Below are 13495 nucleotides of genomic sequence, written 5' to 3'. Positions count from 1 at the left end.
GTGCATGCATGCTTCTCGTTGCAATCCTGGCAGCCGGCTGCGGTGGCGGCGGCAGCACCGGCAGCGCCGGCTGTTCGCTCGGCAGCGCGGCGGGCTGCGGCGGCAGCCTGCCGCCACCGACCGGCTCGAACCCGCCGCCGGCCGATCCGGCCGCCAGCGTGGCGTCGGTCAGCGTGGTCACCAGCAGCGCCAACCTGCCCTCCAGCGGGCTGCCCGGCACCGAGGTGACGGTGACCGCCCTGCTCAGGAACACGGCCAATGTCGGCGTGGCGGGGGTGCCGGTCGAGTTTTCGGTCGACTCCGGCTTCCTGTCGGTGGCCAACGCGGTGAGCGACGCCAGCGGCAAGGTCGTTGCCAACCTGGGCACCGGCGGCTCGCCCGCCAACCGCCAGATCGCGGTGCGCGCCAAGGCCGGCAGCCAGGCCGGCAGCGCGGTCGTCAACGTCAGCGGCACCCACCTGAGCTTCAACGCCCCGGCCACCCTGGCCGCCGGCAGCAGCGCCACCGTCACGGCCACGGTGTTCGACGCGGCCGACCGTCCGCTTGCCGGGGTGCCGGTCAGCGTGAGCGCGAAAAACGGCAACCAGATCGCGGCCATGGCCAGCCTGACCGACAGCCGCGGCCAGGTGCCGGTGCAGCTGAACGGATCGGTGCGGGGCAGCGAACAGTTCACCGTCAGCGCGGCGGGCGCGAGCGTGATACGCAGCGTCACCGTCACCGGCGGCGAGCTCACGCTGGCGCCGGCTGTGGCCACGGACGCCAATGGCGCCGAGGTACTCAAGGAGATCGCGGTGGGCAGCTGCACCCCGGTCGACGCGACCAGCACCACGCTGGCCAGCGGCACGGTGAACCTGGCGAGCTCGCGCGGCACGCTCTACCTTGACGCAGCCTGCAGCAAGCCGCTCGGCGGCGCGCTCTCCTATTCCGGTGGCGCAACGCGCGCCTGGCTGCGTTCGGACTCGGCCGGTGTGGCCACCATCGACGCCGCGCTGCCTTCCGGCACGCGGGCCAGCACCCGCGTGGAATTCGTCGCCAGCCTGCAGGCCGGCGCGCGCGTGGACCTGCAAGCCGACCAGGCCCTGGTGGGCAGCGGCGAGCAAAGCATACTGGTCGCGATGGTGCGCGACGGCACGGCCGCCAACAACGCCGTCAAGGGCGTCACCGTGCAGTTCTCGATCGTGGCCGATCCCAGCGGCGGCGCCCTGCTCTCGCCGCTGTCGGCGGTGACCGGCAGCGACGGCGTCGCGCGCGTGGTCTTCGTTGCCGGGCCGAACGCGGGCGGCGCCGGCAGCACGGTCATCCAGGCCCGGCTCGCCGACCTGCCGACGGTCACGGGCGCGGCCAGCCTGACCGTCAACAAAAAGGCGCTGTCGATCCAGGTCGGCACTGGGAACAAGACCGCCAGGATCTCGCCGGCCGTGCTGCAAAAGGAATTCGCCGTGTTCGTGGCTGACAACGCCGGCAATCCGGTCAAGGACGTCACGGTCAGCGCGTCGGCCTGGGCCACCACCTACCGCAAGGGCTTCATGTCGGCGCCGCTGAAGGTCGGCGACAGCTGGACGGTGGGCGTCAGCGCAACCTGCGCGAACGAGGACCTGGCGCGGCGCGGCATCTACGAAGCGGCGCTCGACCGCAACGGCAACGGGGTGCTCGACCCGGGCGTGCCGCTGACGGTGTCGGTGAGCGGCAAGACCGACGAGATGGGCATGGCAACGGTACTGCTGCGCTACCCGGCCGACCGCGCAGTCTGGGTCGATGCCGAGCTGGCGGTCTCGGGCACCGTGACCGGAACCGAAGGCCACGCGCGCACCACGCTGACGCTGCCCGGCATCGCCGAGGATTACCTGGACAAGAACGTGCCGCCGCCGGGCTACGTGAGCCCGTACGGCAGCAACCCGAGCTGCGCCTCGTCCGACTGATCCACACGGCGGGCGCGGCAATGCCGCTGCGCCCGCCATCCACGAAGTTCCGGTGCCCCGCCCCTGACTTGATCTGCGTCAAACAGCCAAGGCCGCCCCAATCGTGCCTTCGGCGCCACGGCTATAGTCATCGCTAGTTCCGATCCCAGTTGCGGGAGAGCGCGATGAGCGGCACCACCACCAGATCCCCCGATTACGTCCACGGCGAAGGGGAAGCGGCCCACCCGCACGGCTGGCGCCGCTGGCTGTTTGCCACCAACCACAAGGACATCGGCACGCTGTACCTGTTTTTTTCGGTCACGATGCTGATGGTCGGCGGCGTGCTGGCGATGCTGATCCGCCTCGAGCTGTTCCAGCCCGGGCTGCAGTTCTTCAATCCCGAGCTGTACAACGAGTTCGTCAGCCTGCACGGCCTCATCATGATCTTTGGCGCGATCATGCCGGCCTTCGTCGGCTTTGCCAACTGGATGGTGCCGCTGCAGGTAGGCGCGTCGGACATGGCGTTCGCGCGCATGAACAATTTCTCGTTCTGGCTGCTGCCGCCGGCCGCGCTGCTGCTGGTCGCCTCGTTCTTCGTGCCGGGCGGCGCGCCCGCGGGCGGCTGGACCATGTACCCGCCGCTGTCGATCCAGATGGGGCCGGGCATGGACATGACGATCTTTGCCGTGCACATGATGGGCGCCTCGTCGATCATGGGCGCAATCAACATCATCACCACCATCCTCAACATGCGCGCGCCGGGCATGGCGCTGATGAAAATGCCGATGTTCTGCTGGACCTGGCTGATCACGGCCTACCTGCTGATCGCGGTGATGCCGGTGCTGGCCACGGCGGTGACCATGGTGCTGACCGACCGCCACTTCGGCACCACCTTCTTCAATGCGGCCGGCGGCGGCGACCCGGTGATGTTCCAGCACATCTTCTGGTTCTTCGGCCACCCCGAGGTCTACATCATGATCCTGCCCGGCTTCGGGATCATCTCGCAGATCATCCCCGCGTTCTCGCGCAAGCCCCTGTTCGGCTACGCGTCGATGGTGTACGCCACGGCAGCCATCGCGATCGTCTCGTTCATCGTCTGGGCGCATCACATGTTCGTCACCGGCATGCCCGTCACGGCCCAGCTGTTCTTCATGTACACCACCATGCTGGTGGCCATTCCCACCGGCGTGAAGGTGTTCAATTGGGTGGCCACCATGTGGAAAGGTGCGCTAAGCTTTGAAACACCGATGCTGTTCGCGGTCGGCTTCCTCTGGGTGTTCACGATCGGCGGCTTTTCCGGGCTCATCCTGGCGGTGGCGCCCATCGACGTCCAGCTGCAGGACACCTACTACGTCGTGGCCCACTTCCACTACGTGCTGGTGGCGGGTTCGCTGTTTGCGTTGTTTGCCGGTTATTACTACTGGGTGCCCAAATGGACCGGTCACATGTACAACGAATGGCGCGGCAAGTTCCATTTCTGGAACTCGCTGATCTGGGTGAACGTCACCTTTTTTCCCATGCACTTCCTGGGCCTGGCCGGCATGCCGCGCCGCTATGCCGATTACGCGGCCCAGTTCACCGACTTCAACATGCTGACCTCGGTGGCGGCCTGGCTGTTCGGCCTGACCCAGGTGTACTGGCTGTTCTTCGTCGTGATTCCGAACATCCGCGGCGGCGCGCCGGCCCCGGCCAAGCCGTGGGAGGGGGCGGAGGGTCTGGAATGGACGGTGCCCAGCCCGGCGCCGTTCCATACCTTCGAGACGCCGCCGGCGGTCAAGTAGCAAGCGCGCCATGAAGCGGGAGTGGCTGCTCAAGCGCAACTGCTCGCTGACGCCACGCCAGCTCGCCACCGCCTACCTGCTGCTGTGCGGCGGCAGCTTCGGCATTGCCTTCGTGTTCGCGCTGCAAGGCATCTGGATCGTGTTCGCGTTTGCGCTGGTGGAAATGGCCGCGGTCGGCGCGGCCTTGCTGCATTACGCGCGCCATGCGCTGGACCGGGAACACATTGCGCTGTCCGAGCGCTGCCTGCTGATCGAGCGCGTGCTGGGCGCGCGCACCGAGCAAGTGCGGCTGGACCCGTACTGGACCCGCATCGCCCTGCCCGACCGCCACCGCGCGCTGATCGAGATCGAGTCGCGCGGCACCCGGGTCGCCATTGGCGCGTTCGTCGATGACGCCACGCGCCAGCAAGTCGCTTCCGAACTGCGGCGCGAACTGCGCGGCGCCTCGTTTCTCGCCTGAGAGCGCCTGCGCCATCGCCAGCTCGTTCCTGTCAGCATGCTCTTACACGCACACGGCTGGGCAACCGATGTTGCCGAACATTCTCCTTTTGCATAATCGTGTTTTCGGCATGCACCGGCTGGTGTGGGCATGCGCCAGAATGGAGAAACAAGAGAATGAGCAACAAGCAAGCAGGCTGGGCCATCGTCGTCCACGGCGGCGTGGGCGAGCCGATGGACTGCCAGGACGGCTGCGAACGCGCCGCCGAGCGCGCGCTCGAGCGCCTGCGCGAGGGCGGTGAGGCGCTGGACGCGGCCGTGTCGGCCATCGTGGTGCTGGAGGACGATGGCCGCTTCAATGCCGGCACCGGCGCTGCGCTGGGACTGGACGGCGCCACCATCGAGATGGACGCCTCGGTCATGGATACCCGCGGGCGCCTCGGCGCCGTGGCCTGCGTGCGCGACGTGAAGAACCCGGTGCTGCTGGCGCGCTCGGTCGCCGAAACGCCGCACTGCCTGCTGGCCGGCGAAGGCGCCGACCGGCTCGCCCGCGCCCTCGGCCTGTCGGCCCACCCCGGCGCCGGCGACAGGCAGCGCGAGGAACACCGCAAGATGCTGCAGGAGCTGGCCGGGTCGATGCCGGCGATGCCCGGCGTGGACAACGGCCAGTTCGTGCACTTCTGGAATTACAACGTGCCGCTGCAACTGCCCAAGCGCGCCAAGTGCGACACGGTGGGCGCGGTGGTGCGTGACGCTGACGGCAGCTTTGCAGTAGCCGCCTCCACCGGCGGATCCGCCCCCAGCCTGCTCGGCCGCGTGGGCGATACCCCGGTCGTTGGCGCGGGCTTCTACGCCGGTCCCGAGGGCGCGGTGGCGGCCACCGGCATCGGCGAGCAGATCATGCGCCACCTGCTGGCGCGCACCGTGTACCAGTGGATCGCCGACGGCATGCCGCTGCAGCAGGCGCTGCAACGCGGCGTGGACCTGATCGACAAGCGCTACGAGGTCGGCCTGATCGCGGTGAGCCGGCAGGAGGCCGGCCACGCCACCAACCAGAGCGAGGACATGCCGCACGCGCGGATCATTGCAGGATGAAGACCGAACCGCACAACACCGCTGCGCATGGCCACCTGGTGATCATCGGCGGCTGCGAGGACCGCCAGCACGACAAGGCGATCCTGTCGCGCTTCGTCGAACTGTCCGGTGGCGCGCATGCGCGCATCGTCGTCATCACTGCCGCCAGCGCCAAAGCGGACGAGATGTGGCAGGTCTATGACAAGGCGTTCGCCGACATCGGCGTGCGGCAGTGCCAGCACCTGCACCTGCAGAGCCGGCAGGACGCCAACGACGAACAGCACATCGCCGCCATCACCGAAGCCGACGGCATCTTCATGACCGGCGGCGACCAGAAGCGGCTGCTCGCGCTCATCGGCGGCACGGCGCTCGACGCCGAAATGCACACCGCGCTCAAACTGCGCGGAGCCTGCATCGGCGGCACCAGCGCCGGCGCTTCGGCCATGTCGGGCCACATGCTGGCGCAAGGACGCGCCGAGCTCCAGCCCGAGAAAGGCGCGGTGAGCCTGGGCGCCGGCCTGGGCTTCCTGCACAAGGTGGTGATCGACCAGCATTTCTCCGAGCGCCAGCGGCTGGCCCGGCTGCTGTCCGTGGTGGCCGCCAACCCTTACCTGCAAGGCATCGGCATCGACGAAGACACCGCACTCGTGGTCGAGCGCGGCGTCGGCATCGAGGTGCTGGGCGAAGGCGCGGTCACCATCGTCGACGGCCGTCACATGGCCACCAACATCGCTGAAATCAACGACCACATGACGCCCGAACTGATCGACGTGCGCCTGCACCTGCTGCCGTCAGGTAGCAAATATCGTCTGCCGGACGATGCGCACACGCCGGAGCGCGCGCTGCCGCCGCCGCTGCTGGAGTTTCTGGAGAACGTCACCAAGCGGAACCCCATCTCATGAGAATCAAGGAACAGCGCGTCCTGCGCGGACCGAACCTGTACGCCGAGACCCCTTGCCTGTTGGCGGAGATCGATGCAGCTGGCGGCCCGGGCATGCTGCCTGACCTGCACGAGCGCCTGCTGGCCCTGCTGCCCGCGCTGCCGACTGGCGCGGCCAAGGGCCTGGCCAGCGGCGCCAGCATCGACCAAGCCATCGAGCCGGTTGCCATGCACCTGCAAACCGAGGCAGGCGCCCCGGCCGGGTTCAGCCACACGGTGGCCAGCCAGGGCGGGCAGTACCACATCGCGTGCGGCTACGAGTGCGAGCAGGTGGCGGCGCTGGCGCTGGCCACCACGGTGGAGCTGCTCAATGCGCTGGTGCGCGGCGAGCAGTATCCGATGGCCGAGGCGCTGGAGCGTCTGCGCGCGGCCGCCGCGCGCCACGCAATCGGCACCAGTACGGCAGCCGTGCTGGCGGCGGCACAACGGCGCGGCATTCCGAGCATGCGCCTGCTCGACCAGGCCAACCTGTTCCAGCTCGGCTGGGGCAGCCGCCAGAAGCGCCTGCAGGCAACCATCACCGGTGCCACCAATGCCATCGCGGTTGGCATCGCCCGTAACAAGCAGCTCACCAAGACCCTGCTGGAACAGGCCGGCGTACCGGTGCCGGCCGGCGCCACCGTCGACAGCCTCGAGGACGCCTTGCGCGTGGCACGGCAGCTTGGCGGCATCGTCACCGTCAAGCCGCTGGACGCCAACCAGGGCAAGGGCGTCACCACGACGTGCGGCACGCCCGATCAAGTCGAACGCGCATGGGAACACGCGCGTGGCTACGGTCCGCGCGTCATCGTCGAAGAATACCTGGCGGGCCGCGACTATCGCGTGCTGGTGACCGGAACCAGGGTAGCTGCCGCCTCGTGGCGCCGGCCGCCATTCGTGACCGGCGATGGGCGCCACTCCGTGCGCGAGCTGGTCGAATGCGAGAACCGCAACCCGGCGCGCGGCGACGGCCACACCAAGGTCCTCACCAGGATCGCTCTGGACGAGCTGGCGGTGCATACCCTGGCCGCGCAAGGGTACAGCGCCGATTGCGTGCCTGCTGCCGGCGTCGACGTCCAGTTGCGCGGCAATGCCAACCTTTCCACAGGCGGCACCGCCGAGGACGTCACCGATCTGCTGCCGGACGAGACGCGCGAGCTTTGCGTGCGCGCGGCACGCACGATCGGCCTGGACGTGGCCGGCATCGACATCGTCTGCGAGGACATCGCCCGGCCGCTGCGCGAACAGCACGGCGGCATCATCGAGGTGAACGCCGCGCCGGGAATCCGCATGCACCAGTACCCCAGCCACGGCAAGCCCCGCAACGCCGGCGCCGCCATCGTCGAGCAGATGTTCGGGGAGGACGACGGGCGCATTCCGGTGATCGGGGTCTCCGGCAGCACGGGCGCAACCACGACCACGCTGTTGATCGGCCACGCCGCACGCATGGCTGGGATGCGAACCGGCATGACTACCGCCGATGGCGTCTACATCAGCGGCAACCGGACCATGCAAGGCGACTGCACCGGCTACCGCTGCGCGCGCAGCGTCCTCGCCTCGCCCGAAGTGGACATCGCGGTGCTCGAGACCGGGCACGACGGCGTACTGCAGCATGGCCTGGCCTTCGACCGCTGCGACGTGGCAGTGGTGCTGAACGTGGCGGACGACGGCGAGGCCCGGCTCCAGGCAGTGGTGGCGCGTGGCGCCTCGCGCGCAGTCGTGCTCAATGCCGAGGACGACCGCTGCGTCGCAATGGCTGCGGACCTGAAGGAACGCATCGAAGTGCTTTACGTCTCGCTCGACGCCGAAAACCCGGTGCTGCTGCGTCACCTGGAAGGCGGTGGACGCGGCGCCTACCTGCTGGACCACACCTTGGTCATCGCCGACGGCATGCGGCACAAGGCGCTGATCGACGCGCACCAGATGCGGATTTCCGCCGGCGGCGTCGCGCGGCACCTGCTCGCCAGCGCGCTGGCCGCCACCTGCGCGCTGGCCGCGTCGGGCTTTGGCGACCTTGAAATCAGGGATGCGCTGCGCAGCTTCACGTGGGACAGCATGGCCGCCGCGCCGTGCTCGAACGCGTCCGATGCGCACGGCGTCTCGACAGGCGCGGCGATGGATTCCTGAGCGTCCGGGCAGCACAACTGCCCGGCCTGCGGTTCACGCCGTTTGCGCGGCAATCAGATCGGCGCTCTCCGGATCGGTGACGCGCAGCGCCTCGATGAACACGCGCAGCGACGAGCCGCACGAAAACACCAGCACGTCGCCCGGCGCGCACAGCGACAGGCCGAGCCGGATCGCATTGCCGACGTCGAGCTCGCGATGCAGCGTGTCCGATGGGCCCACCACTTCCTGCGCCCCCTCGAGGATCAGGTCCACCGTCTCGCCCGGCGCGCGGCCGCGCAGCGACGAGTCGTACACCACCAGCTCGTCAAAGCGCTCGCCGCACACTTCACCGATCTCCAGCAAATCGTCGTCGCGGCGGTCACCCGGCGCGGTCACGATCCCGACCAGCTGGCGCGGCAGCATCGCGCGCGCCATCTCCGCCATCGCCACGTACGCGGCCGGATTGTGGGCATAGTCGACGATGACGGTCACGCCGCGCACGTCGAACACGTTGGTGCGCAGCGGATTGGTCTTGCCGTCCGAGACAAAGGTCGACAGGCCCCTGGCGATCTGCATGTGCAGGAACCCGCAGGCCATGAGCGCCGCGGCAGCCGCCAGCGCGTTGGCGATGTTGAAGCGCGCCAGGCCGCCAAATGCGGCAGGCATGCTCTCCACCCGCAGCAGCTCGACCTGGCGCTTGCCGTCGGCAAGCACGATGGCGTTGTCCTGCAGGTAGGCGCCGCGCCCGCCGTCGCCCAGGTGCTTGAGCAGCACCGGGTTTTCCGGCTCCATCGAAAAGAACACCACCTCCGTGTTCGGCTTCAGCCGCCGCACCATCGCCACGCACAGCGCATCCTGCGCGTTGAGCACCGCCGCGCGCGAGGCCGATGCCGCCACCACAGCCTTCACCTGTGCCAGGTCCTCGATGGTCTCGACGCCATCGAGCCCCAGATGGTCCGGCGACACGTTCAGCACCACGCCCACGTCGCAGCGGTCGAACGCCAGGCCGCGCTTGAGGATGCCGCCGCGCGCCGTCTCCAGGACCGCGAACTCGACGTCCGGCGCGGCCAGCACGGTGCGCGCCGACCAGTAGCCGGTGCAATCGCCCACCGCCACCGTCTTGCCGTTGATGTGCACGCCATGGGTGGTGGTCACGCCCGTTACCCGGCCGGCCATGCGCGCGGCATGCGCGATCATCAGCGCGGTGGTGGTCTTGCCATTGGTGCCGGTCACCGCGACCAGCGGGATACGCCCGTTCGAATCCCCCATCAGGCTGTCGAGCACCGCCGTGCCGGCGTCCGGATGTTGTTGCAGGGCGATGTCGGATCCGGCGTGCACCTCGATTACCGCCCCGCCCTGCGCCGCCAGCGGCTGCGCAATGTCGCGGCACACGATGTCGATGCCGGCCACGTCCAGCCCGACCGTCGCCGCGGCGCGCACGCACAGCCGCCGCGTCGGCTCGGGCAGCAGCGCGGTCACGTCCTCGCCAGCAGCGCTGGCCCCGCCACGCTGGCGGGCTGCAGCAACACGGCCGCCTGCGACCAGCACGCGGTATGCGCTGCCCTCGATGTGGCGCTCGACGACAATACGGCGCGCGTAGTTGTGCGCCAATGCATAAGCACGCTCGATCTCGTCGCGGGTGCTGCAGTTGACGGTCACGCCGTCGCTGGCGCCCTGCGGCTTGACCGTGACCGGGCCGCCGACCCAGCGCGCCACCTCGAGCGCCTCGTCCAGCGAGCGCACGATGTCGCCCTGCGGCACCGGCACGCCCGCCTCCTGCAGCAAGGACCTGGCGAGCTGCTTGTCGCTGGCGATCTTCGTGGCGATAAAGCTGGTTTCGCTGGTGGCGCCTGCCTGCAGGCGCCGCTGCCTGACGCCCCAGCCAAGCTGAAACAGGCTGGCGTCTTCGGTCAGCCGCTGCACCGGAACGCCGCGCTCGTGCGCCGCGGCCAGCACCGCCGCCGTGCCAGGGTCGATGGCGTGCCGGTCCACGATCTCGCGCAGCTCGGCCAGGCGCGGGGCGAGGTCGAACGGCTGGCCGTGGCCGAGCGCATCGGCGATCTGCACCGCCAGCCGGAACGCCGGTTGCGCCAAGCTCTCCACTTCATAGGCGCAGACGATGCGCACCTGCCCGGGCCTGCGCGCGGCCGGCTTGGTGCGGCCGTAGCTGACGTGTGTTCCGGCCAGCGTCTGCAGTTCCAGGGTCAGCTGCTCGACCACGCGCCCGAGATAGGTCCCCTCGCGCAGGCGCTGGGCAAACCCGCCGCGCTGCCCGGTCGGCACCAGCTGGCCGTGCAGCGAAGGCAGCAGCCCGAGCAGTGCGTGGTTAAAGCCGGGGATGTCCTTGCTCGAGACGCCGTACAGGTCGTCCAGGTCGAGCACGCTGAGCAGGCACGGGCTGTCGGCGTGGATGTTCGGTCCGCGCAGGAAGCGCTGTTCCAGGATGTACACGTGGGTATTCCTTATCTGGGGCGTTCTCAAGCGTCGAGCAGGCGCGCGAACATGCGGGTGGCCATCAGGCCCGGCGCGGTGTGGTGCAGCGCTGGCCCCATCAGTTCACGCAGCGCCTCCATCGCTTCCTGCTTGTTCGCCGCCTCCGCGATGCGCTGTTCGAGCACGCGCAATTCGTTGTCCGTGCCTTCGTCCGCGTGCGCGTGGCGGCGGATCAGGCCGCGCTCGGGCTGCCGGCCACGCGTCTCCTGCTGGCCCAGGTTGTCGAGCGTGCGCTGGCGCGCCCGGTGGCTCAACACCCGGCGCGAAGCCTGGCCCTGGCCGTCCGCGATCCAGTCGTGCAGCACCTCCAGCTCGTAGGCAGTGAAGACGCCGAACATCTCGGCCCGCTCGCCGCTCACCAGCCGCCAGAACCGGCTGTTGCCCGGATCCTCGCCACGGCTGATCCAGCCTGCCGACTGCAGCGCCGCCAGGAAGGCCGGAATCCGGGCCGGGTCGGACAGCCAGTCGTTGACCGGGCGGCCGGCCACGCGGCAGTAGTCCGAGTGCAGGTTGCGGCCCACGGTGCTCTTCGCCGCCAGGATGCGCACCAGCTCGTCCGTCAGGTCGAATTCCGCGATGACCGAGGTGGTGCTGGCGCCGGGCTCGTTGAGCCGGTAGCCGTCCAGCACGCGGCGCCAGAACGCGGCACGGTCGCCCACCTGCGGCAGCAGCCGTTCAAGCGCCTGCACAGCCTTGTGCGCATGTCCGCTGGCCGCGTTGTCCACCGTGACGTGCAGCGTGAAGTAATACGGGTCGATGCCCAGTTCATTGAGCTCATAGGCGCTGACCAGCAGGTGCAACGGTAGCTGCTCGTAGCCCAGGTTGTAGCCGACGATCTCGGGCAGGAACTGCTCGGCGTTGTGCGCCAGCGCGAGCTGAATCGCGCCCTGCACGAAATGATGCGCGGGCAGTTGCTCCCAACCCTCGCAGCCGTGCGTAGCCAGCAGCTGGCGGTACAGCGTGACGTGGTTCTTTCCCGGCACCCCGTCGCCCAGCTCCTCCAGATAGGTCCGGATCAGCGGGCGGACATCGGGATTGGCCCATTGGCGCAGCAGGCCGTACAGCCAGGCGCCGTCCACCAGCTTGGTGGGCGCCACGCCCTTCAGGAAGTACAGCGCGTGCGCGCGGCTGCCGAAATAGCGGCGCGCTGCGCCGTTCTTGCGGCCGGCAAGGTAGTCGCGGTATTGCAGGCCCACGGCGCCCACGCGGTCCCGCATCCAGGCCGCCAGCGCGGCCGGATTATCGGGCAGGTCGGCCGGGATATCGCGCACGGCGTCGATCTGCTCGCGCAGGAAGTCCTGCGCCGCGACCGCCGCCGCGCCGGGGTCGGACATCAGCTTGAAGTACAGATGACGTGCACGCGGGGACCCCGCGCAGCGCGGCGGCGGCGCGGCGGTGCATGCATCCAGAACGGCGGGCGAACTCATGGCGTGCGTTTCGATTTTCGAAAATCCTCTCAGACAATTGCAACAATTATCCGGAGGCCATCCATGGGCGGAAATCGGTACGCGCGCTGCCGCGTTGTAAGAACTGGATTACAAAAAAGTTAACCCTCGGAAAGATCGCTCTCAGGCAGCCCGGTCGCCCAGGCAGATGCCGAGCTCACGCGCGGTGGCCACGGTATCGCTGTCCACCGGCACGCGCCTGGTGCGTCCCGCCACCTCGGAGAGCGGCACGGTGCCGATCTCGCTGCCGCCCAGCGCCACCATCACCCCGGACTGGCCCTGCGCCAGCGCGCGCACCGCCGCGGCGCCGAAGCGCGATGCCACCACCCGGTCGAACGCCGACGGGCTGCCGCCGCGCAGCAGGTGGCCAAGCACCACGGCACGGCATTCCTTGCCCGTCAACGCCGCCAGCTCATGCTCGAGGCGCGCGCCGATGCCGCCCAGCCGCTCCGCATGCCCGGCGCCGGCGGCCGCCAGCAGTTCGCGCTGCCCGCCCAGCGCCTGCGCGCCTTCCGCCACCACGACCAGCGAATGGTGGTGGCCGGCGGCATCGCGCGCCGCGATCGACTCGGCCACAACGGCAAGATCGAACGGAATCTCGGGGATCAGGATCGCGTGGGCGCCGCCCGCCATCCCCGCGTGCAGCGCGATCCAGCCGGCGTAGCGGCCCATCACCTCGACCACCATCACCCGGTGCTGGCTATAGGCCGTGGTGTGCAAGCGGTCGATGCACTCGGTGGCAAAGCCGACCGCGGTGTCGAAGCCGAAGGTGGTGTAGGTGTGGTCAAGGTCGTTGTCGATCGTTTTGGGCACGCCCACCACCGTCAGGCCCTTGCGGCACAGGCTCTCGGCAATGGCCATCGAGCCGTCGCCGCCAACCGAGACCAGCGCGTCGAAGCCGCGCGCGCGGAACAGCCCGATCAGTTCATCCGCGCGGTCAACCTCGGCCATGCTGCCGTCAGCATGGCGCACCGGGTAGCGCAAGGGGTTGCCGCGGTTGGTGCTGCCCAGGATGGTGCCGCCCAGCGCGCCGATGCCATAGACCGTCTCGGGCGTCAGGCGCATGACCGGCTCGCCCAGGCATTGCGCCGGCTCCAGCAGGCCGTTGTAGCCGTCGCGGATGCCCCAGCATTCCCACCCCTGGCGCTCGGCCGCCAGTACCACCGCCCGTATCACGGCGTTCAGTCCCGGCGCATCGCCGCCGCCCGTGCTGATCGCAATCCGCATCTCGTCATCCGCTCCCTGTGCTTTGGCCGCGCGCGCCGGCGCCGCCCGTTGATGTTCATGATCGGGCTGACTATACCATGGTGCGCGGCCACGCCCGGCGGCGCGAAGGCCGGC

General features: G+C 69.2%; 9 protein-coding genes. 6 read left to right on the top strand and 3 right to left on the bottom strand.

The annotated features are described in order from the left end of the window. Window positions 1-8: 8 nt before the first annotated feature. The 6 genes from NX773_RS16510 to NX773_RS16485 all read left to right on the top strand — a co-directional run bounded on the left by NX773_RS16510 (window position 9) and on the right by NX773_RS16485 (window position 8237). Window positions 9-1919 (top strand): Ig-like domain-containing protein, encoded by a 1911-nt coding sequence (locus NX773_RS16510; protein ID WP_258857409.1) that lies wholly within the window; start codon window positions 9-11, stop codon window positions 1917-1919. 164 nt (window positions 1920-2083) lie between these two features. After that, window positions 2084-3679 (top strand): cytochrome c oxidase subunit I, encoded by a 1596-nt coding sequence (gene ctaD, locus NX773_RS16505; RefSeq protein ID WP_258857408.1) that lies wholly within the window; start codon window positions 2084-2086, stop codon window positions 3677-3679. Between the two features lie 10 nt (window positions 3680-3689). Then, entirely contained in the window at window positions 3690-4139 is a 450-nt protein-coding gene (locus NX773_RS16500; protein WP_258857407.1) for a DUF2244 domain-containing protein, read from the top strand. Window positions 4140-4294: 155 nt separating this feature from the next. Then, window positions 4295-5212, top strand: coding sequence for an isoaspartyl peptidase/L-asparaginase (locus tag NX773_RS16495; RefSeq protein ID WP_258857406.1), 918 nt, complete (start codon window positions 4295-4297; stop codon window positions 5210-5212). Next, window positions 5209-6093 (top strand): cyanophycinase, encoded by an 885-nt coding sequence (locus tag NX773_RS16490; RefSeq protein WP_258857405.1) that lies wholly within the window; start codon window positions 5209-5211, stop codon window positions 6091-6093. The genes NX773_RS16495 and NX773_RS16490 overlap by 4 nt, the downstream gene beginning before the upstream one ends. Continuing rightward, window positions 6090-8237, top strand: a complete 2148-nt coding sequence (locus NX773_RS16485; RefSeq protein ID WP_258857404.1) for a cyanophycin synthetase family protein — start codon at window positions 6090-6092, stop codon at window positions 8235-8237. Before NX773_RS16490 ends, NX773_RS16485 begins: the two co-directional genes overlap by 4 nt. Window positions 8238-8270: 33 nt before the next feature. On the opposite strand, the gene NX773_RS16480 is transcribed toward NX773_RS16485, so the two are convergent. From NX773_RS16480 to NX773_RS16470, 3 genes are all read right to left on the bottom strand, one after another. Then, the gene (locus tag NX773_RS16480) at window positions 8271-10667 is read right to left on the bottom strand and encodes a cyanophycin synthetase family protein (RefSeq protein ID WP_258857403.1); all 2397 of its coding nucleotides are present in this window, start codon (window positions 10665-10667) and stop codon (window positions 8271-8273) included. Window positions 10668-10693: 26 nt separating this feature from the next. Further along, entirely contained in the window at window positions 10694-12136 is a 1443-nt protein-coding gene (locus NX773_RS16475; RefSeq protein ID WP_258857402.1) for an iron-containing redox enzyme family protein, read from the bottom strand. A gap of 141 nt (window positions 12137-12277) precedes the next feature. Continuing rightward, on the bottom strand, window positions 12278-13381 hold the full coding sequence (locus tag NX773_RS16470; RefSeq protein WP_258857401.1) for a 6-phosphofructokinase: 1104 nt from the start codon (window positions 13379-13381) through the stop codon (window positions 12278-12280). Window positions 13382-13495: the final 114 nt, after the last annotated feature.

Origin of the sequence: Massilia solisilvae, assembly GCF_024753215.1 — a bacterium.
In the GTDB taxonomy this organism is placed as follows: domain Bacteria; phylum Pseudomonadota; class Gammaproteobacteria; order Burkholderiales; family Burkholderiaceae_D; genus Telluria; species Telluria solisilvae.
The sequence above is the reverse complement of the archived record's forward strand: the minus strand, read 5'-3'. Positions and strand labels throughout refer to the sequence as shown.